A 23,592-nucleotide genomic window follows, 5' to 3' on the forward strand; every position below is an offset into this window, starting at 1 on the left:
AATCCACGAAAGTGATACATGCTGCCCAAAGAGCTCGACCCGATCGACAGAGCCATACTCGACGCGCTGCAACAGGATGCCCGGCTGTCGGCTGACGCGCTTGCGGAACAGGTTGGCTCCTCCCGGTCTTCCGTGCAGCGACGCCTCAGACGGCTTTCTCAGAACGGCGTGATCGAACGAGAGGTGGCCCAGCTGGACCCCGGTGCCGTGGGCGATCTGATGACCTTTGTGGTTGAAGTTGAGCTGGAGCGTGAACGTGTTGACCTGCTTGATGAATTCAAGCGCTCCATGCAGGCGCTGCACGAAGTACAGCAGTGCTATTACATCACCGGACAGGCAGATTTCTTACTCATCGTTCTGGTCAAGGACATGCAGGACTATGATCGCTTTTCAAGACGCGTTTTCGTCGAAAACCCCAACATCCGCCGGTTTGCCACGTCGGTGGTTGTAGACCGCGTGAAGGCCTCTCTGCGCATACCTCTTGGCGACGGGTGACCCCCGCCAAAAGACCGCCAACGCTGAACCGTTTCCGCGCGGGTCAGCGACGCCTGACGCCTCTTCAGCCCGGCAGGATCAGCCAGCCCAGCCCAAGCGAGACCGCCGGAATATAGGTTACCAGCATCAATGCGGTCAGGATGGCCAGGTAGAACGGCCAGATCGTTTTGACGACGTTCTCCATCTTCTCATTCCCGACAACGCAACCGACAAAGAGGCACGCCCCCACGGGCGGTGTGGTCAGCCCCAGACCAAGGTTCATCATCATGATGATGCCGAACTGAATGGGGCTCATCCCCAGATCCAGAATGATGGGCAGGAAAATCGGCGTTGTGATCAGGATAAGAGCGGCCATATCCATGATCATGCCCAGCGCCAGAAAGGTCATGTTCAGCATCAGCAGAATGACAAATTTCGATTCCGAGAAGGACAGCACAAAACCGGCCAGAAGCTCCGGCACCCTATTCAGCGTCAGCAGGTAGGCAAAGGCCGACGCGCAGGCAATCAGGATCATCGCCATCGACGTGATGCGGACCGACACCAGAACCGCTTGCCGGAACTTGTCCCAGGTCAGCTCGCGGTAGACCAGCGCCGTCACTACGATCGCATATATCGCCCCGAAGGCACCGGATTCCGTGACCGTCATGATACCCGACAAAACGCCGCCGACGATGATGACAGCCGTCATAAGCCCCGGCAGCGCAACAATGAAACTGACCGCAAGAGACGAAAGGCCCGGGAAGTCCTCGGCCGGGTAACCACGTTTCACCGCAACCAGCCAGGCTGCAAAAGCAAGGCACAGACACATCAGCACGCCGGGCACGACGCCCGCAAGGAACAGCTGGCTGATCGGCAGTCCGCCAGCAGCGATCGCGTAGATGATCATGTTATGACTGGGCGGGATGACAACACCCGCGACCGACGATGTTACGGTCACGTTCACCGCGTAGTCGCCGTCATATCCTTTCTCCTTCATCACCGGCATCAGGATCGACCCGAGCGCCGACGTGTCTGCAACCGCCGAACCCGATATGCCGCCAAACAGCATGGACGACGTGACATTCACGATCCCCAGACCACCACGCAGCCAGCCGACAGCCGCCGATGCCAGCCGCACAAGACGCACCGCAATGCCCCCCTGCAGCATCAGCTCTCCGGCGAATATAAAGAACGGGATCGCCAGCAGGGAAAAGATCGAAATGCCGGAGACAATGCGCTGGGTGGCAATGAAGAGCGGCAGCCCTTCGTAGATGAACCCTGCGAAGGCCGCGATGCCAAGGCAAAAGGCGACGGGCACGCCCGCGATCAGGCAGATGAAGAACACGCCAAAAAGGAGAAGAAGGCTCATGTCCCGCAACCTGTGCCGGCCGCGCGGCGGATCAGGTCATCCATCGCAAAGAGAAAGATCATAGCCCCGCCCAGAATGACCGGCACCGCGCGCCAGCCCTCTGATATGCCGATCAGGGGAATGTCGCGCCGCGCCGTCCGTTCGAACATGACATAACCCTGCCACGCCAGCATCGCGCCAAAAAACAGAAGGGCCAGTGACACGAAAATCAAGGCGGCATGGCGCAAGCGACCGGGCATGGCGTCACGGATGAAATCCACAGACAGATGCGTGCCGCGTCTCACGCCGACCGCCGCCCCCAGAAAGGTGATCCAGACCACCATCAGCAGTGCTGCCTGCTCAACCCATGTTGGTGTCGCATTCAGGATGTACCGTCCATAAACCAGCCAGCCGAAGATCACGATCAGCGCCACGATCATCACACTGGCCAAAGCCGAGGCCAATTGCGCCAGAAAATCCAGCCCACGCTGCCAAGCCGCCATTGCATGCACCTTTCACGTCAAAAAAGAGGGGCCATGGGGCCCCTCAGGTTATGGGGTGGGAGATGCCCTCAGTCCGTCGTCTGGATTGCTTCGATGACCGGTGCCAGATCCGGATTTGCCGAAATGAAGTTTTCGTAGACCGGTGTCATCAGTTCCTGGAAGGCGGCTTTGTTCTCGATGTCGTTGATTTTCACCCCCGACGTCTCAACCTTAGCACGGCTGACCGCTTCGCGCTCTGCCCACAGTTTGCGCTGTGTTTCGGCAGAATTTCGTGCGGCTGTCCGGACCGCGGCCTGAGTGTCCGCATCGAGCGCTTCCCAGGCGGATGTCGCGATACACAGGCACTCCGGAATAATCAGGTGTTGCGAGATCGAATAGAACCCTGCGACTTCAAAATGGCCGGTCGATTCATAGGACGGGTAATTGTTTTCCGCCCCGTCAATCACCCCGGTTTTCAGCGACTGGTACACTTCGCCAAAAGCCATTGGTGTCGCGTTGCCACCCAGCTGCGCGATCATGTCGACAAACAGATCGTTGTTCATCACGCGCACTTTCAGACCCGCAACGTCCGCAGGTGTCATGATCGGGCGTTCTGAATTGTAAAAGCTGCGCGCACCGGAATCGTACCACGCAAGCGGCACAACGCCTTCTGCCGCCATCGCTTCCTCAAAAATTTTGCCGACATCGCCATCCATGGCGCGGAACATGTGCGGCACGTCATTGAAGATGAATGGCAGCGAAACGACGTTAGTCGTCGGGATGATCGGCCCCATGGGTCCAAGGTTGAACTGACCCACCTGAATGCCGCCGTTGCGGACCTGTTCAATCGCGTCCGGCTGTGAGCCGAGAACGCCGCCGTGGAACATCTGCAGCCTGATGTCCGTTGTTTCGGCCAGTTCAGCCGCAAACTGATCCAGCGCGACGGTGTTCGGATATTCTTCGACGTGGATGTTCCAGCCGCGCCAGTCCGTGGCGCCGGCGGTCACAGGGATCGAAAGTGCGACGGCAGTCGCCGCAACGATAGATGCGAATTTCATGATGTCCTCCCATTTTTACGAGGATCACCATACTACCATACAAGTTTGAGTAAAGGATAATTTGGGAAAGCTCTGTTCGCTAGTCCTCAAAGTATTCGGATTTCGCCTGCCGGACGGCTTCGATTGTCTTTTCAATACGCGCCAGATGCGCCCGCAGCGCAGCCTCGGCACCGGGCGCGTCTTTCCGGGAGACGTATTCAAAGATCAGGTGGTGGTCCTCAACAAGCGTTCTCATCTCGTCGGCATTTTTCAGGCTGAGCACACAGATCCGGTCCACATAGGCCTTCTGCGATTTGATTTCTGCGAACGCGAATGGTGTCTGCGCGGCTTCGGCCATCAGAGCATGGAACTCTTCGTCCAGCGTGTGAAAACCCTGGGTGTCGTTGTTCTGAACAGCCCGGTTCTGCGCCTCCAGCGAGCGTTCAAAGCCGGGGCGGTAGACGTCAGACCATGAATTACAGGCGCATTTGATCACCTCTATTTCAATAGCAAGGCGCTTAAACCGTGCTGCGGCGATTTTTTCGGATGAAAAACGCCGGACGCGCGTGGCTTTCTGGGGCTGGATCGCAACCAGCCCTTCGCTCGACAAAAGGTTGAGGGCTTCGCGCACCGGCTGTCGTGATACCCCGAACTTTGTCGCGACTTCCGCCTCTGACAGTTTCACGCCCGGCAGGATCTCCAGTGACATGATCTCGTCGCGGAGCTGGGCAAAGATGACTTCCGCTGTCGTGCGTCGTGCGGAGATCGAATACGCCATAGCCGGTGGCCTTTCCATGGATGTGCGGCACTTGGTTTTGCCGCGTCGGTTCGCCTGTATCCCTGTAGTGCCGCCATATTCAAAAAAGCGCCAGTACCAGATTGCGGTTGCCAATCGCTCTATTTCACCATACTACCATACCAGTTTGAATTGCAACGGATGCGACAATGGCTTTTTCAGAACAGGTGGTGGATGGCGGCGTAAGGCGACAGGTTCTGGCGGACCACGCAGACCTCATGATGGTGGCGTTCCGCTTCAGGGCCGGAATGGAAGGCGCGCTGCATCACCACCCGCATGTTCAGTCCACCTTTGTCCGGTCCGGCCGGTTCGACTTCACAATGGATGGTGAAACCCGCACGGTCGTTGAAGGCGACAGTTTTGTCATCCCGTCAGACACCGAACATGGCTGTGTCTGCCTGGAAGACGGTGAGCTGATTGACTGCTTCACCCCACGACGCGACGACTTTCTTTAACACCACAGGTGCCAAATGCTTTCCGTACGAACACTTCACGCTGTCAGCCAGTCCGAAACAAAATCGATGGACACGACCGCCCTTCGGGAAAACTTCCATTTCGACAGTGCCTTCGCCCCGGGCGAGGCGCGCCTGCTCTACACGCACTACGACCGGATGATCGTGGGTGGCGTGCAGCCCGGCGACACCGCCATCACCATTGATGAAGTCAAAGAATGCGGTACCGCCTCGGTCCTGGACCGGCGCGAAATCGGCATCCTGAACCTCGGCGGGACCGCTCCGGTTTCCACACCCGCGCAAAGCCACGACCTCGAACGGGGCGACGTGCTCTACCTTGGCATGGGGTCCGGACCGGTCACCTTCGGCACCGGCGGCAAATTCTATCTCGTGTCGACCCCAGCCCACAAAGCCCTGCCCGCAAAACTCATCCGGCTGAGCGATGCCGGCAGTGTCAAGATGGGCGCGCCGGAAACCGCAAATGACCGCACAATCTATCAGTTCATCCATCCCGACGTGATGGAAAGCTGCCAGCTGGTCATGGGGTACACGATGTTTCATGGCGGATCTGTCTGGAACACCATGCCCGCGCATGTGCACGACCGCCGGATGGAAGCCTACCTGTACTTTGATCTGGCCGAAGACAACCGCGTCTTCCATTTCATGGGAGAGCCAGACGAGACGCGCCATATCGTGATGCAGAACGAAGAAGCAGTGATCTCGCCGCCCTGGTCGATCCATTGCGGCTGTGGCACCGGAAGCTACACGTTCTGCTGGGCGATGGGTGGAGATAATGTCGACTACAAAGATGTTGATATGGTTGCGATGGCAGACCTGCGATGAGCGCTTTTTCTCTTGCCGGCAGAACCGCCCTTGTGACCGGCGCGAATACCGGGATCGGTCAGGCCATCGCTGTTGCGATGGGTCAGGCAGGCGCGCGCGTGATCTGTGCAGGCCGTCGCAGCTGCGAAGGAACAGCGGAGCTGATCGGCGGTTCCGCCGAGGTCATGCAGCTGGATTTTGCCGACCCGATGGCAGCCAGCGACATCTTCACTGACCGTGCCATCGACATCCTTGTGAACAACGCTGGCATTATCCGGCGCGAGGATGCCACCGACTTCTCCGAAAAGGACTGGGATGACGTCATCGACGTGAACCTGAAGGCACTCTTCTTTACCTCTCAGGCCTTTGCCAGAGCGGCCATGGCACGCGAAGCGGGCGCCAAGATCGTGAACATCGCCTCCCTGCTGTCCTTCCAGGGTGGCGTGCGCGTGCCGTCCTATGTTGCCTCGAAACATGGTGTTGCAGGCCTGACCAGGGCGCTGTGCAACGAATGGGCAGCACACGGCATCAATGTGAACGCCATAGCGCCCGGCTACATTGCAACCAATAACACCGAGGCGCTGCGCAACGATCCTGACCGCAATCAGGCTATTCTGGAGCGTATCCCCGCCGGGCGCTGGGGAAACCCCTCGGACATCGCCGACACGGCCGTCTACCTCGCGGCACCAGCCTCTGATTATGTCAACGGCGCGGTGCTCAACGTGGATGGTGGATGGCTTGCGCGCTAAGGCGTCAGATCGAAACCCGACCGACGGTTTGACGCGGAAACAGGGCCTCCCCCTGTCTGATCGATCCGCGTCCTGACAGCCGCGACCGAAACGGGAGCAGCAGAAGTCATCCCACCAGATGTGTAGTCCGCAGAGTGATCCCTCGTATCCGGGACACCGAAAACCCAAGAAAAATCAGCCCTGCCCCCGCCAGTTCGATCTGAGCCGGCCGCGCGCCCAAAGCCCCCCAGGAGATCAGCAGGGCAACAGCCGGCGTGAACGTGGGCAACATCGCGACGGTCTGCACAGTCAGCCGTCTGAGCGCCGCCATCAGAGTGAAAACGCTCACCACACCGCCAACCACCCCCTGGATCAGGAATTGCAGACCCAGCATCGCAGGCGCAGTTGTTGAAAGCGACGGCCAGGCCAATGGCCCCAGAAACACAGTTGCGAAAACGGCACTCAGAGAAATGACCGCAGCCGTGCCTTCGAGCAGCGGTACCTGCCAGTGCCTCAGCAGAACGGTGTAGCCGCCCCACATCAGTCCGGCCGTGACAAACAGTGCAATACCGGTCCCCCAGGAGCGCGAAACGCTCTGCACTTCGAACCCGACAAGCAACCCAAGGCCCGCGAACATGATCAGAGCGCCCAGTATACGGGGAGCAGTGATTTGCTCTCTGAGCAGAAGCGCACTGAAAACTGTCCCCGCAACGAAAACGGCGACCGGTGCAAACAGCAGGCCGTGCGACAGCGGTGCAAACTGATAGCCTGAGACCGCCGTGAGACCAAACAGGGGGCCTCCGAGCACGGCAAGCACAATCAGCCGCCGCAGAGGAACGGTGCCCCCCTGGCCCTGATGGCGCATCCATGCCAGCACCAGGCATGCGAACACGCCTGGCGTCGCATACCGCAGAAAACTCAGCGCCTGCGGGGACATGCCCGCGTCTGTCCCGGCCTTCGCCGCCACGTTAAAGCTCGCCCAGCAAAGAACTGTAACCATCCCCCAAAAGGCACCGGCGAAAGACGTTCTGCATGGGTCTGGCATCGGATCTGTTCCCGCAAATGATTGTTGCAGTTCATTTTGCAGATCATCCTTTATACTCTCCATTGCTGAGTTATGATGCAATCAATACTCTGGAGGTATAGGTTGGAACTTCGTCACCTGCGCTATTTCGTGGCCGTCGCCGAGCACGGCGGCATCAGTCACGCGGCGGAGCGGCTGAACATTGCTCAGCCGGCTGTCTCCCGCCAAATCAGGGATCTGGAACTGGAACTCGGTTTTGATCTGCTCCTGCGCGAAGGGCGCCGTGTTGTTCTGACGGACGCCGGTCGCACCTTTGCAGAACGGGCCCGCGCCATATTACAGGACGCTGAAGACGCGGCAGAGGCCGCAGGCCGCATCTCGCGTGGGGAAGCGGGGACGGTGCGCGTGGGCCTTCTGGAAAGCGCCTCCTGGGCGGGTCACGTGCCGCTCACACTCAACCGCTTCAAACGCAGGCATGACCGGGTCCGGCTGGAAATCCATCCGATGAGCTCGGTTGAGCAGATCAACGCGCTGCTGGCGGGCGAACTCGACGCAGCTTTTGTCTACCAGCAGGACAATATCGCCAGGGAAGCCCTGAACATACACTCCCTGCGTTATGATAATGTTGTCCTTGCTGCTTCCACAGACCTTGTTTTTGGCCATGACGGGCCGCTGACGTTTGAAGACATTGACGGGTTGCCCATCGTTGCGTTTCCCAGAAGCGTCGCGCCTGCCTACCATGACAACCTGTTCGCCGCCCTTTCTGCGATCGGGTTCAATGCTGAAATCGTTCAGGAAGCGCAGGACGAAACCACCATTCTCAGCCTTGTCTCCGCAGGCGTCGGATGCGCCTTCGTGAATTCAGCCAATGCACAGCGCCCACCGCGGCAGGTGCAGTTCCGCGAGGTCGAAGGCCTGTCCGTGCCGATTGAGTTTCTTTTTCTGACAAGAAAGTCCCCCGGCAGCCTGACCCGGCTGCTGGTGGACACAGTTCATGAAATCAATGCTGAACAGGTATGAAAATAATACCTCATAAAACTTTTTAATTATCAGTCCGCGTTGCCATGTTTGATCCATCGAAACACAGTCTGATGGAAACACACCATGACACGCATTGCGAAAACTGCTCTTGCCAGCACCGCTCTTATCCTTGCCACCAACCTGCCTGCCGGTGCTGAGTCCCTGTCCGGCACGCCGATAACTGCCGAAACCCTTGTGGATCATGCCGAAATGATCCGGATTGCTGACACCATTGATGCGGCGGTCGACGCAAAAGACTGGGCACTGGTCCGCAGCCTGCTGACCGACGACATCCGCGTGGATTTCACCTCTCTGGCCGGTGGCGAGCCCGCAACGATCCCGTCTGACGCGCTGATCGCCGCCTGGTCGGGCAATCTCACCGCCGAAAAGCAGTCTTTTCACCTGCGCGGCAATCACCGGATCACCTTTGAAGACGACGGATCCGCCACCATGCTCAGCCACGGCTACGCCTGGAACAGAATGGACCGCGGCGCCCTGCCCGAAAACGGGGGCGACGCGCTGTGGGAAGTCTGGGGCACCTACGAGCACAGTTTTGTGGAAACCGACGACGGCTGGCGCGTGGATGGCATGAGCTTCTTTGCCACCGCTGAACGCGGCAACGACTTCGTGCGCAACACGCCCGGCAGCTGATCTGCCCTGCCCATCACGCAACACACCCCTTACCGGAGAGCCAATCCATGACCGATCATTCTGAAGCCATTAATCACAACCGCCGCGCCTTTCTTGCGGGCATCCCCGCCGCTGCGGCAACCGCGGCGCTCGGCGCAACGCAGGTCGCTGCCCAACCCTCCCCGGCCCCGGCAACCGGACGCCGGATGCTGGGCAGCCTCGAGGTCTCCGAACTGGGGCTCGGGGTGCAGAACATGCACCGCACGTTCCACTCAATCGTCCCGGACCGTGACGACATGATCGCCCTCATCCGCTCGGCCTACGAACAGGGTGTCACCTTCTTTGACTGCGCCGAGGTCTATGGCCCCTTCGAGTGCGAACGCATCCTGGGCGAAGCGATGGCCCCCTTCCGCAACGACATCCAGGTCACGACAAAATTCGGGTTCGGCGTCGATCCTGAAACCGGGACATGGGACTTCACTGTCACCAGCCAGCCAGAGCGCATCCGCCGGGCTGTTGAAGGGTCGCTGCAGCGCCTCGGGACGGACCGCATTGATCTGCTCTACCAGCACCGCGTGGACCCGAACGTGCCGATCGAAGATGTCGCAGGAGTGGTCAGCGACCTGATGGACGAGGGCAAGGTGCTGCACTGGGGCCTTTCGGAAATGGGGCCAAAAACGCTGCGGCGCGCGCATGAGTTGCTGCCTGTCAGCGCTGTGCAGAGCGAATACTCCATGCTCTGGCGTGGCCGCGAGCAGGACATTCTGCCGCTGTGCAATGAGCTTGGCATCGGCTTTGTGCCCTTTGCGCCGCTGGGCTATGGCTTCCTGACCGGCGCGGTTGACATGCAGACCAGCTTTGCGCCGACAGATTTCCGCGCCCTGACAACGCGCATGGACCCTGAAAACCGCCAGATCAACATGTCGCTCGTCGAACTGACCCGCGCCTGGGCCACCCGCAAGGGCGTGAAACCTGCCCAGATCGCACTGGCATGGCTGCTGGCACAGGGCGATACGATCGTACCGATCCCCGGCACGACACAGATCACCCATCTGCGGGACAACATCGCGGCTGCTGACATCCGTTTCACGGACGGCGAACTGGCAGAGATCAGAGCCTCTCTCGACAGCACCCGTGTTATGGGCGGTCGCGCACCCGACCTCGTTGCGGGCTGGTCCGACGTCGAAGCACCCGACGCGTAACGCCCCATGGCCTGGCTTGCCAGCAAGCCGGGCCGCACACCTGCAGACCGGCACCGGGCGGGGCACGGGACGACAGGCCCACGCGCTCTATATCTCCAACTCAGACCACTCCGGGGCGACAGAAATGGACAATACGTTCCAGCGAGAATCCGCAAAACGTCTGATCCGGGCAGAACAGACCGGACTGCGCCTTGCTCTGATCTGCCGGTCTGCGATCACTGGCGCCGCATTTGTCTGGTATGTTTTCGCGGCCTTTTTCTTTCCCGAAATGTCCCCACGCTTTGCGACCATCGGCGTTCTTCTGGGGTTTACGGCTGTTGGCATCGCGCACGTGATGATTATCGGCACGGCATACGACCGGCCCTGGATCAAATACGCGATCTACAGTCTTGATGTCTGCGCCATATGTGCGGCATTTGCCCTGGTTCCGATCAGCGCCGCAGAGGACGTCCCCCAGATCATCGCGTTCCGCGCCTACGGCATTTACTTCCTGTTTCCGCTGCTCGCGATGGCCTGCCTCAGTCTGTCCTGGCAACTGGTGCTCTGGACCGGCGCGATGATCATCTCCGGATGGTGGGCCGCATTTTTCCGGGTTCAGAACAGCATGGACCGCAGCCTGTCCTGGGCAGACATGCCGGCACCTGCAACCACCGCAGACTACGAACGCGTTTTTCTGTCCATTGACTTTATCGGGCGGGGCAACCGGATCGAAGAGACGGCCATGATCCTGTTCGCAACCCTGGCCCTTGCCGCTGCTGTCTACCGCGCACGCGCTGTCTTCTTTGCGCAGATCGCCGCCGATCTGGAACACCAGCGCGAGAAATCACTGCGCGAGCGGGTGTCGGACCTGCTTGGCAAACATGTTCCCGAAGCCATCGCAAAGCGGATGATTGAGGATGAAACACCACTGCGACCGCAGCGCGCGCGCGGCACGGCGCTGGTCATGGATGTGGCGGGCTTTACGACCTTTTCCGCCCGGCACACACCCGAACATGTGGTGCGGACGCTCGATGCTTTGCTGTCCGATGCGGCCAGGGCGGTGTCCGGGCACGGCGGGGTGGTCCTGTCCTATCTGGGCGACGGATTTCTGGCCACGTACAACACTCCAGCCCCGGTTGCAGAACACGAAGCCGCGGCCATCGACACAGCCCGGCAGCTTGTGACGCTTGCGAAAAGCCACGGTTTCGATGTCCGCATCGGGATTGCGACCGGTGATCTGGTCACCGGCATTATCGGGAGCGAAACGCGGCAGTCTTTCACAGTCTACGGCGATGCGGTCAATCTGGCGTCCCGGCTGGAGGGCCTGGGAAAAGAGCACAAAGCAGCCATCCTTCTTGATGAGGCGACGGCCCGCGGTGCCGGGACGGCACAGAACCTGACCAAACTGGGCCGGTTGCAGATCCGCGGCATTGAAGACGCGCAGGAGGTGTACACGGCACCGGTCCCGCTCCCTTCCGGCACGGGCGTCACTGGGTGAAACGTGCAGCGGGCCTGACCTCAACGCTGGCCGGGAACAGCACGCCAAGATCAAACCAGGCCGCGCCGCCGGTCAGCTGATCCCCTGCAGTTGCAGGTCAGCCGGGCACGCCCCCGACAGATATCCCTTGCGTTCTGGCGGGGGTGCGGTACGGATTTGCGCAAGCCGCGCAATCAGACAGGGGGACGGGAAATGTCAAAAAACAGCTGGAATATTGCGGTTATCCCCGGCGATGGCATCGGCCGGGAAACTGTTCCGGAAGGTCTCAGGGTTCTGCAGGCGGCGCAAAAGCGGTTTGATCTGGGGTTCGAATTCACCGAACACGATTTCGCCTCCTGTGACTATTATGCGCAACACGGTGAAATGATGCCCGCCGACTGGAAAGACCGGCTGGCCAGCAGTGACGCGCTGTTCTTTGGTGCTGTGGGATGGCCGGAACTGGTGCCGGACCACGTGTCGCTCTGGGGGTCGCTGATCCAGTTCCGCCGGGAGTTTGATCAGTACGTCAGCCTGCGGCCCGCACGCGCGATGCCCGGTGTCCCGCTGCCGCTGGCCGGCCGCGCCCGGCGACATCGACATGATGATCGTGCGCGAAAATACCGAGGGCGAATATTCCTCGATCGGCGGGCGCATGTTCCCCGGGAACGACCGCGAGATCGTGATCCAGGAAACGGTGATGAGCCGCACAGGTGTCGACCGCATTCTGAAATATGCCTTCGATCTTGCGCAGCAGCGCAGCGGGCACCTGACGTCAGCGACCAAATCGAACGGCATTTCGATCACCATGCCCTACTGGGACGAACGCGTGGCCGAAATGGCAACGCAGTACCCCGATGTGAAAGTCGACAAATACCACATCGACATCCTGACCGCCCAGTTCGTGCTGCACCCCGACTGGTTTGACGTGGTCGTCGCCTCTAACCTCTTCGGGGACATCCTGTCCGATCTCGGCCCAGCCTGCACAGGCACGATCGGCATTGCACCCTCAGGCAACATCAACCCCGAAGGCAGGTTCCCGTCGCTCTTTGAGCCGGTCCACGGCTCTGCCCCGGACATCGCAGGAAAAGGCATCGCCAATCCGGTTGGTCAGATCTGGGCCGCCGCGATGATGCTGGATCACCTCGGCGCGAAAGACGCAGGCCAGGGGATCGTGACAGCGATTGAACGTGTCCTGTCAGAGGAAGCACTGCGCACGCCCGACCTCGGCGGCCCGGCAGATACAAAAGCCTGCGGGAATGCGATTGCCGACGCGGTTCTGGACCTGCCGTAGATGACGGCGTCACGGTTTCTCGACGGGTTCACCGTCCAAAAGGCGGCCCTGCCCGGCATTTCGGTCAACTACGCCAGAGCAGGCAGTGGCCCTCCCGTCCTTCTGCTGCATGGCCACCCGCAGACCCATATCGTGTGGCGCGGGATCGCACCGCAGCTTGTGGCAGCCGGGTACCAGGTGATTGCGCCCGACCTGCGCGGGTACGGCGACAGCGACAAACCGGCCAGCGACGCCGCACATCTGACCTATTCAAAACGCGTGATGGCACAGGATCAGATCGCGCTGATGGCATCGCTCGGGCATGACCGGTTCGCGGTTGTTGGCCATGATCGCGGCGGGCGCGTCGCGCACCGGCTGGCTCTGGATTTCCCCGACGCCGTCGAACGGCTGGCCGTGCTGGATATCGCGCCGACACTGACGATGTACGACCGGACAGATCAGGAATTTGCCACCCGGTATTTCTGGTGGTTCTTCCTGATCCAGCCCAATGGCCTGCCCGAAAAGATGTTCGGCAGCGACCCGGAATACTTCCTGCGCCGCCACATCGCCGGGCAGGTCAAAGTTGAGGGCGCGGTCAGCGAAGAGGCCATCGCGGAATACCTGCGCACCTACCGCGATCCGGCCACCATCCATGCGATCTGCGAGGATTACCGCGCTTCCGCCAGCATCGACCTGGAGCACGACCGCGCCGAACCGGACCGCCGTGTCACCGCGCCCCTGCTGGCCATCTGGGGCGAAAAGAGCGTTGTCGGCGCGCTCTATGACGTGGAAGCCACCTGGCAGGAAAAGGCGGAGCAGGTCACAGGATGCGCCCTGCCCTGCGGCCACGCGATCCCCGAAGAAGCGCCGGATGCGCTGCTTGAAAAGCTGCTCGGATTTCTGCCCTGACAGCACAGAAAAACAGACCGCCAACGCCACATCGCCAGTGTCCTGCCGTCACGAAAACCGGCACGACAAAAATGGCACGCCAGTGAAAATGCAGAGACACAGACCCCTTTGTCCGTGTTGACCCGCCCCGTCTGATTGCCTAACTCCGGGCTGAGACTGGGGCTTGCCGCCTCACTCCATGGAGATTTTATGAAAGAGTCCCGGGCATAACGCCCGTTCCTGGCGACCAAATTCAGGAACACCAGCACTGACAGGCCCACTCACGCGCGACGCTGAGTGGCCGGTTTGTTATCCTTTCGTAATATCGGAACATTCCAATGAACATCTCAAAGCACGAGCAGCGTGTTTTGCATGAACTCGCTTTGGGCGGCGAGATCAAATTCGTGCGCGCTGACAACGGCAAGATCAGATCCGTACAATGTGTCACCCGCGACGGCTTCGTTTTCCCGGCCTGCACGCTGAAAATTTTCACGCGGTTGAAGGAAAAACGCTTCATCAGATCCATCAAAGGCGGCCCCTACCGCATCACGAAACTGGGCAACTCATCCGTGCGTGCCCGGATGAACCAGACGTGAGGTAAATCCATGAAACAGAACGATATCAACGCAACTGCAGAGGTGCACCGGCGAGCCTTTGGCCCGGACGAAGGCCCGGAGACAGCGCAGCTTGCCAAAGACTTTCTCTCTCACCCCGACACCATTTCGATCAGCGTCGGACGGGACGCACAGATCGCGGGCAACGTGCTTTTTACGCGGTTTGTTTTTGCTGAGCACCCGGATGCAAACTGCTGCCTGCTCGCCCCCTTCGGCGTCCTGCCCGCGTATCAGGGTCAGGGCGTCGGGAGGGACCTCATGCAGGCCGGCTTGGACCATCTCAGGTCCGTCGGCGCGGATGCGGTTTTTGTACTGGGCGTCCCGGCGTTTTATCCGCGCTTCGGATTTGCTCCGACAGACGTGCGGACCCCGTATCCGGATTTGCTGACGATCCCGCAAGCCTGGATGGCCTGTGATCTGACCGACGGGTCTCTCGACAATCTGAGCGGCCCGACAAGGGCGATCCCGCAATTCATGCATCCGCACTGGTGGGATACAACAGAGCGCAGATAAACCTGCGCCATGAAGAACCAGACCTTCGGTCCTGCATCCCGAAAGTCTGGCTCACGCCACAAATCGCTGTCGCCCTGCCAATAGTTCAGGCACCCCTTCAAGCGCGGACGAAATGTCGGCGCTATTCTAATTTTGCCGGATGCTGCGCAGATTTCAGAAGTCTGCTATGAGGCCGAAATTCAGATTACCGCCAATGCACTAAGACCGCTCACTCCTCCAAGTCAGGAACAAACCATAGTTCTTTCCATTCACAGCTGTCCTTCGGAAACATTTTCTTGAGATGCGGGAAGATGCCAAGTGGCCCTAAGAAGACGACAACTCCGCACATTGCAAAAAATGTCATCCCGAGTACGAAAACGCAAACAATCTCAGACATTTCCGAGAACAGCGTATCGCTGATGGCTGCACCCAAAAAGACTGAAGCACTTCCGCAGGACAATGCGAATGCGATCAACAGATTGCGCATGTTTTGTCTTCTAGTCACTCGTTTGCATCCAAAACTGGCTGCCGACATTGGTCGATATCTGCATGCATGTAACTAGATTTCAACGGAAACAAATTCCGCAATCCGTCCTTAAGCCCTCATCGACCCTTCCACAGCACACGCTCTGCTACTGCCCGCAAAACCCGCGCAACGACACCGCGCGCCTGAGTGACACCGACACCGGAACTGGCACAGGGGCAAAAGTTTCTCCCCGAGGCCGCAGACGGCCCGTTGCCGGGAACTGGCGGGTTCTGGGACAGGCTCGGTGTTGCAGGCGCGGTAACCGGGCTGGGGCCCCGGTCATTTTTCCGGGCTACCGGTATTCCGCCGTTTCGGGTCCCTGGCCAAACCCGGACCGGTATGAAAGGACAGTCCCGAACGTCAGCAGACTGTAGCCCATCAGTTCTATGCCCTCCTGCAGTGCGGCTTTGATCTCCCAGGAGTAGTTCTCCGCCATGACAGCGCGCCAGAGATCGCCCGAACCGTATATCCGGCTGAAGATCAGCAGGACGACGAAACCGACCAGAATATAGGCACCCTCCCGGGTTGCAGCGTGACGCAGGAACGGCGCTCTGAGGGTTTCTTTGTGCCGGACAGCAAAAGCGAAACCAAGACAAAGAACGAAACCGACCGGCACCGCCCAGAAGCCATGCCGGATATCATCAAAGTGAGCATCGTTTTCGCGCAGGAACATGCAGAAGCAGAGCGTCGCGGCACTCATCAGATAGCCTCTCGCTGTCGGTATCTTTCGCGCACCGACAAAGAAAAGCGCCGCTGTCGAGAAGATTAGCAGCGCCTGTGTCCATTCGGTCAGGCTGGTTTCAGATATCTGACCGAACAGAACCGTCGCATCCAGATATATCAGGAATGGCACCAGAACCGACATCAGAACAAGGGCGATGGCCTCCCCCCAAAAGCGGCCCATGCTGAAGGTATGCTGACCGACCGGCAGTGAGCCTGCGAAGCGCTCAGAGGTCCCGAATTCGGATTGAGGATCCTGTTTGATGATCTTGCTCGCTCTGGGGCCGGTCACAATTACAAACTCCGGCTCTTGAATTTTAATGCCGGAATTTCCCAAGCGGCCGGGTTTTTGTCAAGACTGTGCACACCTGCGTTTGATCAAAACGGCATCAGCACATCTGCAGCTGTCAGTGAGTGCTGCGACCAGTGACCCGGGGAAAGCCCCCTGTCTTTCGTCCCGATGAACGGCGCTCTGATGGTACCTTCCGGCATGCTGCATGACCCGCATCTAAGGCGTCAGCGGCCCCGGTGCCCCCGCAACTTAAGCTACAGCGCCGCGCCACGTTCGGAAAATGCCCCGATCACGGTCTCCCGGGTCTGAACCGCGCCCGTCTGCAGATACTCCATCGCTCTGAGCGCCGCATCATGCGCCTCGACAGACGAGCCACCTACGCAATCTTCGACCACACGGCAGAAGTAATCTGACTGATGACCATCGACAAAAGTGTAGTGCACACAGACATCGGTCAGCCCGCCGCACAGGATCAGCGTGTCGACCGTCAGACCGCGCAGCAGGATCTCGAAATCCGTGCCAAAGAACGCAGAGTAACGCCGCTTCGGGATCACATAATCCCCTTTGCGAAAGTTCATCTCTTCTTTTGCAACTTCGGTGCGTGGATCCCCGTCGAGGCAATGCACATCCTCATCTCCATCCAGCTCGCGCCCGAAGTCGATGAGATCAGGGCGGTGAACCTCCTGAATAAAAATCACGGGCACATCGTTGTCATGCGCGGCGTCAACCAGATCACGCGCCGCAATCATCCGATCCCGGTAGCCGGGCATGTTGGCAATTGACCGCACTGCGCTGTCGTCGATGAAAGTGCTTTTCTGAATGTCGATCACGATCAGAGCCGGCCGCCCCTCGATCAGATTCCGTGCACGTTTTTCCCTGGTGGTCATTCTGTCAGTCTCCGTATTTCCAGTGGGCATCTGAACCAAGAAGCAGCATCCCGGCAATCAGAAGGGTCAGACCTGCGATACCGGTCAGGCTCAGGGTCTGGTTGAAAATCACAAGGCCCGCGAGCACGGAACCGACAGATCCGATGCCGGTCCAGATCGGATAAGCGATCCCCAGTGGCAGTTTTGTCATGGCTGCGTAGAGCGCCATCAGGCTCGCGGCCATTGCAACCGTGGTCAGCACCAGAAGCCCCCAAGAGAAACTGATCCCGAGCTTTTTCAGCCCGGCTGCCCATGCAACTTCCAGCCCGCCAGCGATTGTGAGAAATATCCAAGCCATTCTGACCTCCATTCACGCAGGTCGTCCTGACAAAAGCCCCTTCTGCGGCCGGGTCGTCCCGGCGGGCCATCAAGCGGGAATTACCCGCCTCAGATCATCGCGTCAAGATAGCAGACCGGTTTTGCCGCTTTCCTCTGGTCACGCTTTCCCCCGATTACCACAGGTCCCCGCTGCGTCCGTTTTGGCCAGAACTCAAGGTCAGAAATGGCCAAGAGAGGTGTTTGATTGTGTCACATTTTCCGCTCTGAGCCCATCAGAGGCATTCAAATATGCCGCAGCATGGAAGGCCTTCTCGGCCATCGGAGCCAGAGCGCATGATTATTGCATCGCAGGAAAAAACTGGCAGGCTGCGGCAGGCCTGATTTTCGATAGCACCTGTCCCTCTTCGCACACTGTCCGGCCTCTCAGTTGCTCCTCGAGATCACTACGTCTTGTTCCGAAAAACCGAGAACGACCATGCGCTCCTTTCTTCGGGGCCGGAAGCCGATCGAACCGCGTGATGTTGTGGGGGGTCTTCTCGGTCTCAAAGACTGATAATACCAGGCTGTTCTTGACGCCAACAATGCAATCCACACGGCGGGAGTCCCGTTCGTTTAGATTCCAGTTACCCAGCGTGGCCTGTGCGACCTCGTCGTCAACGCCATTTAAGAGCATAGTAGTGTCCTGCTGGTTCAAGCTCACAAAAAGCAAATTCCCACGGATCAGGTCGATATCGCCCCGTTCGATAGGCCGGTCGTGGATCTCCTTGACCTGATTTTCAGTCAACCAGAACCCACGGTCACCGTGACCGGCGACTTTGTTGGTGTCGCCTAGCAGTGGGATCAATGCCGTTTCAAGGGAGTGAGCGTCCGGGTCCGTCAACCCATGACTGACGATAAGGACTTCAACGTCCTTCCCCGCGCTGCGAATTTCGCGAATCCTGGCCAGTCTATGCTCACCTTCATTGAGGGATGCGCCGTCTGCCTCATTCCGGGCATGGCTAAAACAGCGGTTTCCGTTCCCTTTTCCGATGTAGAAAATCCGATCCTTGAGCGCCCCTTCTTTACGGGGGTCGGCGAGAGCATAGACGTAAGCCGCAAGCTTTGCGGATACCATGGCGTTGAAAGGCATGAGATAGTCCTTACTTTAGGAGTCAAATTCAGCATTGATCAATCATGGTTGCACATCAAGTGGACAGGCCTTGGAGGGCGTCCAATCTCCGCCTTGCACGCCGCTGATGCTCCGACTGCTATGCGACTGCGAGCAGATTTCACGCAGATAAGGCGAACGGCAGAAAGGTCCACACACCTGACATACCCGAACGCAGGTCATCGCAGTCAAATTTTGACAGGGTATCGGCCAGCCGGTGTATTACTCTTTGATGACTGACGCCTGATCCCAGACCTGCGCTGCGTCCGCGCATATGGACTTTTCCGGCCTGTATCTGCGGGGGTCGTCGAGTGAAGACGCATGCACGTAAATCCGGTCGCTCATCCGCTCGCTGTTCCGCGTCAGCTGTGAGCCGCATTCCGGGCAGAAACCGCTGAAAGTCGAACCGCCCGACCCTCCTTTCATTTCGTAGGTTTTGCAGGTTTCGCTGATCCTGAAATCCGAACGTGAAAGAGGTATCATTTCCGAATGGCCCGAACCGGTAAGCTGCTGGCAATCCCGGCAATGACAGCGGAACATCGGAGCCCCAAGCAGTCTTCCCTCAAAGCGCACCAGTCCACATTTGCATCCGCCCGCCAACTGCCTGGTCATCTTTCATCCTCCCGGTCAGCAGGCTACGGCAGAAGTCGCCCGATGTCAGCTTTGCCGTTCAATGCATCCCTTAACCCCTCATCAACCTTTCCACAGCGCACGCTCTGTTACTGCGCTGGAAACGGCGCAACACCGCCGTACGCACCGACGTTATACCGACGCAACACCGACGTTTTACCGACACCGGATCTGGCATGTTTTGCAGGCAAAAGGGCCAAAGTCTCACTCCGGGGCCCCGGGACCGTCCGCACCGTTGCGCGAGCGGTGGGTTAACTTTCTGACCTGCCCGCCGGATCACAGAAAGCGCTCCTAGAAAACCCACCCGGCTGAGCCGGTGCTATCAGTACGCCCGACCAGAACAAACCGCCAGCAGTGTCCCGGTCTGTTACTTCAGACTGGGCACCTGCCGAAGTCTCTCACGGGCCAGGTCCAGAAAGCTTCTGACTTTTACTGACACCCGCCTTCCCTCGTAGTGGATAAGATGGATCGGCAGATGTTCCGGTTCATAGTCTTCCAGAACGGTCTGCAGCTGCCCGGATTCGAGGTCCGGGCCCACCTGATAGGAAAGTGCCCGCGTGAGGCCCCAGCCGGAGCGTGCCAGAGACACTGCGGCCGCAACGCTCGTGACAGACAATTGGGGGGACAGTTTGACAGCGTGGTTCTGTTTCTGACCGAACCGCCATTCGTTGGTTGACGTTACTGTCGTTGCAGCGACCAGGCGGTGCCGGGCAAGATCCTCCGGCGTCTGCGGGACACCATGTTTCTCGAAATAGGATGGTGCGCCGCACACCACACGGCGGACCTGGCCCACTTTGACGGCCATCAGGCCGGCGGATGTCAGCGGACCAATCCGGACGCCGATATCGAGGCCTTCCTCAGCCAGGTTCACGACCCGGTCCACCATCAGAATGCTCCCCGTAACTTCCGGATGGATGTCGAGAAATTCTGCAAGAATTGGTGCGACGTGAATGCGCCCGAATTCAACCGGCGAGGTCAGGCGCAGCATTCCCTTCGGCTTGCCGACAGCACCCGAGACGCCATCGTTTGCAGTCTCCAGATCTGCCAGTATGGCGCGGACATCGTCCAGATAGGTCCGCCCCACATCTGTCAGACGCACCACACGTGTGGTCCGGCTGAAAAGGCGCGCACCGATCCGTTCCTCAAGTTCGTTGATCCCGCGCGTGGCGGAGGGCGCACTCATCCCGAGGGTCCGTGCGCCCCCGGCAAAGCTCTCGGCCTCGGCTACCGCGACGAACACCTCCAATGCCTGCAGCCTGTCCATCGCTGCCTCCCATAATTCCGTTTTGTGAAATAATCCCTTTCCAGGTTACAGTATTATTATCTGATCACAACTCGAATAGTTTGCTTCCAGTAGCTGGCAGGCACCACCGCCCGAAGCAGATTTGACAGGACTGATCCATGACCACAGAAGCTCCCCGTCACCCGTTGCCGCCCTTTACCGCAGAGACCGCCCGCGAGAAGGTTCGTCTTGCCGAAGATGGCTGGAACTCCCGCGATGCCGCAAAGGTGGCGCTGGCCTATACGCCGGACAGCAAGTGGCGCAACCGGGCCGAGTTCCCGCAGGGGCGGGAGGAAATTGAAGCGTTCCTGACCCGCAAGTGGAACAAAGAACTGAACTACCGCCTGATCAAGGAACTCTGGGCACACAGCGGCAACCGTATCGCCGTGCGCTATGCCTATGAATACCACGATGACAGCGGCAACTGGTTCCGCGCCTACGGCAATGAGAACTGGGAATTCGACGAAAACGGCTACATGGCGCATCGCCACGCGAGCATCAACGAAACTCACATCCGCGAAGAAGACCGCCGGTTCCACTGGCCGCTGGGGCGCCGCCCTGACGATCATCCCGGCCTCAGCGACTTCGGCTTTTAACCTCACTCAGAACTGGACTACTTATGACCTCCCCCATCAAACTCTACCGCACCCCCAAATCCGGCCACTGCCACCGCGCAGAGCTCATGCTGGCACTTCTGGAACTGCCTTATGAAACCGTCGATCTGGATATGGCCAACGGCGCGCACAAAGCGCCGGAATTTCTCCGGATCAGCCCCTTTGGCCTTGTTCCGGCGATCGATGACAGCGGATATACACTGGCGGACAGCAACGCTATCCTGACGTATCTGGCGCAGACCTATGCAGCTGGTTCGAACTGGATACCGGCGGATCCGAAGGAAGCAGCCGAAGTACAGCGCTGGCTGACAATCGCCGCCGATAACATCTATTCGGGCCCCTGCGCCGCCCGCCTGGTCAAGCTGTTTGGCACATCGCACGATCATGCCGCAGCTGTTGCAAAGGCACACGACCTATTCCGGCTGATGGACGCACACCTGGAAGGCCGTGAGTGGCTCGCCACGGACAACATCACCATCGCCGATGTGGCCGGATACAGCTATATCGCGCACGCCCCCGAAGGCGGCGTCGATCTTGCCCCCTACTCCAACATCCGCGCATGGCTGGAGCGCATCGAGGCCCAGCCGGGTTTCGTTGGCATGGTGAAATCACCCATTCCTGAACTGGCCTGAGCCCGTCACGCATGCCGGGATCTCTCCCCACCCGGCATGCACCCACCCTTTCCCGGCAAGGAACGCATCATGTCAAAGATGGACCACATAAATCCGTTTCACGAAGGCGAACTGAAGGCACAGGCCCGTGCAGGCGTCGGTGATGTCGCAAAATGGGCGGGTGGCTTCATCCGTGATTACCTGCCCGAGCAACACCGTGACTTTCACACCAACCTGCCCTTCCTCGTGGTTTCAGGAGCTGATGCCGAAGGACAGACATGGATCACGCTGGCTGAAGGTCCCGACGGCTTCGCCAGTTCACCCGATCCGCGCCGGCTCACACTTGATCTTGACCCAGACCCGACAGACCCCCTGGCCGGTGCCTTTGCTGCAGGAACGGACATCGGCGTGCTCGGCATTGAGCTCGCCACCCGACGCCGCAACAGATTCAGCGGGCACATTCATGCGACCGGCGACGGCTACCAGATCGACATCCGCCAGACATTTGGCAACTGCCCGCAATATATCCACGAGCGTGCCTGGACGCGTGCGCCGAAAACGGCGACGCCAACAGCACACCGCGGCAAGGCACTGACACCCGCTCAGACCGCACAGATCAGTTCTGCAGACACGCTGTTCATCGGATCTGGTCATCAGGGCAGGCCCGGTGCTGCATCGAACGGATTTGACGCGAGCCATCGCGGCGGCGCGCCGGGCTTTGCGCATGTGGCAGACCCCACCCATCTGCAGATCCCGGACTATGCCGGAAACAACTTTTTCAACACCATTGGCAATCTGATGTCCGATCCCCGGGTCGGCCTGTTGTTTGTGGACTTCGAAACAGGCGGGCTCCTGCATATTACCGGCCGGGCCAGCATTGACTGGGAGCCGAAGGGTGCACACGACCCCGATGCCTGGCGCATGATCAACGTCGAAATTGACGGCGTTCTCGAACGCCCCGGCGCTGTCGGGTTGCGGTGGGCCAGGCAGGATCATCTCAGCCGCAAACTCAGGGTCGCAAAGCGCGTCAATGAAAGTGACCGCATCACATCCTTCTATCTTGCGCCATTTGATGGCCGTGGGACCGACCCCTTTGAGGCGGGCCAGCACCTGCCTGTCGAGGTACAGATTCCCGGCCAGAAAGGCGTATCAAAGCGCAGCTATTCCCTGTCCGGCGCGCCGGACGACCGGTCGCACTACCGTCTGAGCATCAAACGCGAAGACAAGGGTCTGGTGTCACGTTTCTTTCACGATGAGCTGACAACCGGCAGCGTGATTGAGGCACGCAAACCGTCGGGTGATTTTGTCATCCCCTGCAGCAACTGTCCTCTGGTTCTGGTCAGCGCGGGCGTCGGACTTACACCGATGGTATCAGCGCTGCATGCGAACGCGGATCAGGCGGACCGCGATGTCTGGTATGTCCATGGCGCGCGCAACAGTACGGATCATGCCCTTGCCGATGAGGTCCGAACACTGGTCAGAAACAACGACCGGCTGCACAGCCGGGTTTACTACAGCCGACCCAATCCTGATGATACGCCCGGACAGGACTTTGACGTCGAGGGGCGCATTTCAGCGGCGGATCTGACAACTCTCGGAGCCGGACCGGATGCGCGATACATGCTCTGCGGGCCGGCCGCCTTCCTTGCTGACATCCGCAATGGCCTCGAAGACGCCGGTGTACCGGCTGACCACATTCACTTTGAAACCTTCGGGCCTGTGGGGTGATAATATGGGTGGACTGGGCGATGTCATCCTCTGGGAAATACACGAGGCCTGTGCCGCCAGGTTCGCCGGCGGAGACCTCGCACCGGGCGAGGCAGCTTGGGG

General features: G+C 59.4%; 26 protein-coding genes and 1 pseudogene. 15 read left to right on the plus strand and 12 right to left on the minus strand.

What is annotated here, in order from left to right:
* The first annotated feature begins 18 nt into the window (after positions 1–18).
* A complete protein-coding gene (locus tag AB4K19_RS11510) occupies positions 19–495 on the plus strand; it encodes an Lrp/AsnC family transcriptional regulator (RefSeq protein ID WP_375228494.1) in 477 nt (158 codons plus the stop codon).
* A 64-nt stretch (positions 496–559) separates the two neighbouring features.
* Here the strand turns inward: AB4K19_RS11510 and AB4K19_RS11515 are convergent, their stop codons facing one another.
* The 4 genes from AB4K19_RS11515 to AB4K19_RS11530 form a co-directional block, all read right to left on the minus strand.
* Complete coding sequence (locus AB4K19_RS11515) at positions 560–1,843, minus strand: TRAP transporter large permease (RefSeq protein WP_375228495.1); 1,284 nt, start codon at positions 1,841–1,843, stop codon at positions 560–562.
* Complete coding sequence (locus tag AB4K19_RS11520) at positions 1,840–2,325, minus strand: TRAP transporter small permease (protein ID WP_436397634.1); 486 nt, start codon at positions 2,323–2,325, stop codon at positions 1,840–1,842. The genes AB4K19_RS11515 and AB4K19_RS11520 overlap by 4 nt, the downstream gene beginning before the upstream one ends.
* Before the next feature lie 68 nt (positions 2,326–2,393).
* Positions 2,394–3,362 carry a TRAP transporter substrate-binding protein gene (locus AB4K19_RS11525; protein ID WP_375228497.1) on the minus strand — a complete coding sequence of 323 codons (969 nt, stop codon included), beginning with the start codon at positions 3,360–3,362 and terminating at the stop codon, positions 2,394–2,396.
* A 79-nt stretch (positions 3,363–3,441) separates the two neighbouring features.
* Positions 3,442–4,119: a GntR family transcriptional regulator gene (locus AB4K19_RS11530; protein ID WP_375228498.1), complete on the minus strand. Its 678-nt coding sequence runs from the start codon at positions 4,117–4,119 to the stop codon at positions 3,442–3,444.
* Between the two features lie 167 nt (positions 4,120–4,286).
* Here AB4K19_RS11530 and AB4K19_RS11535 point away from each other — a divergent pair, with 167 nt between their 5' ends.
* The 3 genes from AB4K19_RS11535 to kduD are packed head-to-tail and all read left to right on the plus strand — an operon-like array spanning position 4,287 to position 6,160.
* Positions 4,287–4,592: a cupin domain-containing protein gene (locus AB4K19_RS11535; RefSeq protein WP_375228499.1), complete on the plus strand. Its 306-nt coding sequence runs from the start codon at positions 4,287–4,289 to the stop codon at positions 4,590–4,592.
* A gap of 15 nt (positions 4,593–4,607) precedes the next feature.
* Complete coding sequence (kduI, locus tag AB4K19_RS11540) at positions 4,608–5,432, plus strand: 5-dehydro-4-deoxy-D-glucuronate isomerase (protein WP_375228500.1); 825 nt, start codon at positions 4,608–4,610, stop codon at positions 5,430–5,432.
* On the plus strand, positions 5,429–6,160 hold the full coding sequence (gene kduD / locus AB4K19_RS11545) for a 2-dehydro-3-deoxy-D-gluconate 5-dehydrogenase KduD (RefSeq protein ID WP_375228501.1): 732 nt from the start codon (positions 5,429–5,431) through the stop codon (positions 6,158–6,160). The genes kduI and kduD overlap by 4 nt, the downstream gene beginning before the upstream one ends.
* A gap of 106 nt (positions 6,161–6,266) precedes the next feature.
* On the opposite strand, the gene AB4K19_RS11550 is transcribed toward kduD, so the two are convergent.
* Entirely contained in the window at positions 6,267–7,139 is an 873-nt protein-coding gene (locus AB4K19_RS11550; RefSeq protein ID WP_436397638.1) for a DMT family transporter, read from the minus strand.
* 147 nt (positions 7,140–7,286) lie between these two features.
* Here AB4K19_RS11550 and AB4K19_RS11555 point away from each other — a divergent pair, with 147 nt between their 5' ends.
* From AB4K19_RS11555 to AB4K19_RS11590, 8 genes and pseudogenes are all read left to right on the plus strand, one after another.
* On the plus strand, positions 7,287–8,183 hold the full coding sequence (locus tag AB4K19_RS11555) for a LysR family transcriptional regulator (protein ID WP_375228503.1): 897 nt from the start codon (positions 7,287–7,289) through the stop codon (positions 8,181–8,183).
* Positions 8,184–8,267: 84 nt separating this feature from the next.
* Positions 8,268–8,834 (plus strand): nuclear transport factor 2 family protein, encoded by a 567-nt coding sequence (locus AB4K19_RS11560; RefSeq protein WP_436397640.1) that lies wholly within the window; start codon positions 8,268–8,270, stop codon positions 8,832–8,834.
* A gap of 47 nt (positions 8,835–8,881) precedes the next feature.
* Complete coding sequence (locus AB4K19_RS11565) at positions 8,882–10,015, plus strand: aldo/keto reductase (RefSeq protein WP_436397642.1); 1,134 nt, start codon at positions 8,882–8,884, stop codon at positions 10,013–10,015.
* Between the two features lie 124 nt (positions 10,016–10,139).
* On the plus strand, positions 10,140–11,492 hold the full coding sequence (locus AB4K19_RS11570) for an adenylate/guanylate cyclase domain-containing protein (RefSeq protein ID WP_436397645.1): 1,353 nt from the start codon (positions 10,140–10,142) through the stop codon (positions 11,490–11,492).
* 192 nt (positions 11,493–11,684) lie between these two features.
* Positions 11,685–12,762, plus strand: a pseudogene (locus AB4K19_RS11575) (tartrate dehydrogenase).
* Complete coding sequence (locus AB4K19_RS11580) at positions 12,763–13,650, plus strand: alpha/beta fold hydrolase (RefSeq protein WP_375228509.1); 888 nt, start codon at positions 12,763–12,765, stop codon at positions 13,648–13,650.
* 317 nt (positions 13,651–13,967) lie between these two features.
* Positions 13,968–14,225 (plus strand): YjhX family toxin, encoded by a 258-nt coding sequence (locus AB4K19_RS11585; RefSeq protein ID WP_375228510.1) that lies wholly within the window; start codon positions 13,968–13,970, stop codon positions 14,223–14,225.
* Between the two features lie 9 nt (positions 14,226–14,234).
* Positions 14,235–14,756, plus strand: a complete 522-nt coding sequence (locus tag AB4K19_RS11590) for a GNAT family N-acetyltransferase (protein ID WP_375228511.1) — start codon at positions 14,235–14,237, stop codon at positions 14,754–14,756.
* Between the two features lie 208 nt (positions 14,757–14,964).
* Here the strand turns inward: AB4K19_RS11590 and AB4K19_RS11595 are convergent, their stop codons facing one another.
* The 7 genes from AB4K19_RS11595 to AB4K19_RS11625 form a co-directional block, all read right to left on the minus strand.
* Positions 14,965–15,222 (minus strand): hypothetical protein, encoded by a 258-nt coding sequence (locus tag AB4K19_RS11595; RefSeq protein WP_375228512.1) that lies wholly within the window; start codon positions 15,220–15,222, stop codon positions 14,965–14,967.
* Between the two features lie 331 nt (positions 15,223–15,553).
* On the minus strand, positions 15,554–16,273 hold the full coding sequence (locus AB4K19_RS11600; protein WP_436397646.1) for a hypothetical protein: 720 nt from the start codon (positions 16,271–16,273) through the stop codon (positions 15,554–15,556).
* 254 nt (positions 16,274–16,527) lie between these two features.
* Positions 16,528–17,160, minus strand: a complete 633-nt coding sequence (locus AB4K19_RS11605; protein ID WP_375228514.1) for a cysteine hydrolase — start codon at positions 17,158–17,160, stop codon at positions 16,528–16,530.
* 4 nt (positions 17,161–17,164) lie between these two features.
* Positions 17,165–17,497, minus strand: coding sequence for a DMT family transporter (locus AB4K19_RS11610; RefSeq protein WP_375228515.1), 333 nt, complete (start codon positions 17,495–17,497; stop codon positions 17,165–17,167).
* Positions 17,498–17,815: 318 nt separating this feature from the next.
* Positions 17,816–18,607 carry an LEM-3-like GIY-YIG domain-containing protein gene (locus tag AB4K19_RS11615; protein WP_375228516.1) on the minus strand — a complete coding sequence of 264 codons (792 nt, stop codon included), beginning with the start codon at positions 18,605–18,607 and terminating at the stop codon, positions 17,816–17,818.
* A 240-nt stretch (positions 18,608–18,847) separates the two neighbouring features.
* Complete coding sequence (locus AB4K19_RS11620) at positions 18,848–19,237, minus strand: GFA family protein (protein ID WP_375228517.1); 390 nt, start codon at positions 19,235–19,237, stop codon at positions 18,848–18,850.
* A gap of 385 nt (positions 19,238–19,622) precedes the next feature.
* A complete protein-coding gene (locus tag AB4K19_RS11625; RefSeq protein ID WP_375228518.1) occupies positions 19,623–20,519 on the minus strand; it encodes a LysR family transcriptional regulator in 897 nt (298 codons plus the stop codon).
* A gap of 137 nt (positions 20,520–20,656) precedes the next feature.
* Between AB4K19_RS11625 and AB4K19_RS11630 the strand changes: the two genes are divergently transcribed.
* The 3 genes from AB4K19_RS11630 (at position 20,657) to AB4K19_RS11640 (ending at position 23,490) form a co-directional block, all read left to right on the plus strand.
* A complete protein-coding gene (locus AB4K19_RS11630; protein ID WP_375228519.1) occupies positions 20,657–21,133 on the plus strand; it encodes a DUF1348 family protein in 477 nt (158 codons plus the stop codon).
* 23 nt (positions 21,134–21,156) lie between these two features.
* Positions 21,157–21,783: a glutathione S-transferase family protein gene (locus AB4K19_RS11635; RefSeq protein WP_375228520.1), complete on the plus strand. Its 627-nt coding sequence runs from the start codon at positions 21,157–21,159 to the stop codon at positions 21,781–21,783.
* Between the two features lie 69 nt (positions 21,784–21,852).
* Positions 21,853–23,490: an FAD-binding oxidoreductase gene (locus AB4K19_RS11640; RefSeq protein WP_375228521.1), complete on the plus strand. Its 1,638-nt coding sequence runs from the start codon at positions 21,853–21,855 to the stop codon at positions 23,488–23,490.
* Positions 23,491–23,592: the final 102 nt, after the last annotated feature.

It is taken from the genome of Roseobacter phycocola (assembly GCF_042055075.2).
Classification (GTDB): Bacteria; Pseudomonadota; Alphaproteobacteria; order Rhodobacterales; family Rhodobacteraceae; genus Roseobacter.

Coding starts and splice junctions, on each gene's coding strand:
- AB4K19_RS11610 (WP_375228515.1), bottom strand. CDS start 17,497: ATGGCTTGGATATTTCTCACAATCGCTGGCGGGCTGGAAGTTGCATGG.
- AB4K19_RS11585 (WP_375228510.1), top strand. CDS start 13,968: ATGAACATCTCAAAGCACGAGCAGCGTGTTTTGCATGAACTCGCTTTG.
- AB4K19_RS11580 (WP_375228509.1), top strand. CDS start 12,763: ATGACGGCGTCACGGTTTCTCGACGGGTTCACCGTCCAAAAGGCGGCC.
- AB4K19_RS11525 (WP_375228497.1), bottom strand. CDS start 3,362: ATGAAATTCGCATCTATCGTTGCGGCGACTGCCGTCGCACTTTCGATC.
- AB4K19_RS11605 (WP_375228514.1), bottom strand. CDS start 17,160: ATGACCACCAGGGAAAAACGTGCACGGAATCTGATCGAGGGGCGGCCG.
- AB4K19_RS11530 (WP_375228498.1), bottom strand. CDS start 4,119: ATGGCGTATTCGATCTCCGCACGACGCACGACAGCGGAAGTCATCTTT.
- kduI (WP_375228500.1), top strand. CDS start 4,608: ATGCTTTCCGTACGAACACTTCACGCTGTCAGCCAGTCCGAAACAAAA.
- AB4K19_RS11565 (WP_436397642.1), top strand. CDS start 8,882: ATGACCGATCATTCTGAAGCCATTAATCACAACCGCCGCGCCTTTCTT.
- AB4K19_RS11570 (WP_436397645.1), top strand. CDS start 10,140: ATGGACAATACGTTCCAGCGAGAATCCGCAAAACGTCTGATCCGGGCA.
- AB4K19_RS11590 (WP_375228511.1), top strand. CDS start 14,235: ATGAAACAGAACGATATCAACGCAACTGCAGAGGTGCACCGGCGAGCC.
- AB4K19_RS11520 (WP_436397634.1), bottom strand. CDS start 2,325: ATGGCGGCTTGGCAGCGTGGGCTGGATTTTCTGGCGCAATTGGCCTCG.
- AB4K19_RS11515 (WP_375228495.1), bottom strand. CDS start 1,843: ATGAGCCTTCTTCTCCTTTTTGGCGTGTTCTTCATCTGCCTGATCGCG.
- AB4K19_RS11635 (WP_375228520.1), top strand. CDS start 21,157: ATGACCTCCCCCATCAAACTCTACCGCACCCCCAAATCCGGCCACTGC.
- AB4K19_RS11560 (WP_436397640.1), top strand. CDS start 8,268: ATGACACGCATTGCGAAAACTGCTCTTGCCAGCACCGCTCTTATCCTT.
- kduD (WP_375228501.1), top strand. CDS start 5,429: ATGAGCGCTTTTTCTCTTGCCGGCAGAACCGCCCTTGTGACCGGCGCG.
- AB4K19_RS11620 (WP_375228517.1), bottom strand. CDS start 19,237: ATGACCAGGCAGTTGGCGGGCGGATGCAAATGTGGACTGGTGCGCTTT.
- AB4K19_RS11510 (WP_375228494.1), top strand. CDS start 19: ATGCTGCCCAAAGAGCTCGACCCGATCGACAGAGCCATACTCGACGCG.
- AB4K19_RS11535 (WP_375228499.1), top strand. CDS start 4,287: ATGGCTTTTTCAGAACAGGTGGTGGATGGCGGCGTAAGGCGACAGGTT.
- AB4K19_RS11630 (WP_375228519.1), top strand. CDS start 20,657: ATGACCACAGAAGCTCCCCGTCACCCGTTGCCGCCCTTTACCGCAGAG.
- AB4K19_RS11595 (WP_375228512.1), bottom strand. CDS start 15,222: ATGCGCAATCTGTTGATCGCATTCGCATTGTCCTGCGGAAGTGCTTCA.
- AB4K19_RS11550 (WP_436397638.1), bottom strand. CDS start 7,139: ATGGTTACAGTTCTTTGCTGGGCGAGCTTTAACGTGGCGGCGAAGGCC.
- AB4K19_RS11625 (WP_375228518.1), bottom strand. CDS start 20,519: ATGGACAGGCTGCAGGCATTGGAGGTGTTCGTCGCGGTAGCCGAGGCC.
- AB4K19_RS11640 (WP_375228521.1), top strand. CDS start 21,853: ATGTCAAAGATGGACCACATAAATCCGTTTCACGAAGGCGAACTGAAG.
- AB4K19_RS11615 (WP_375228516.1), bottom strand. CDS start 18,607: ATGCCTTTCAACGCCATGGTATCCGCAAAGCTTGCGGCTTACGTCTAT.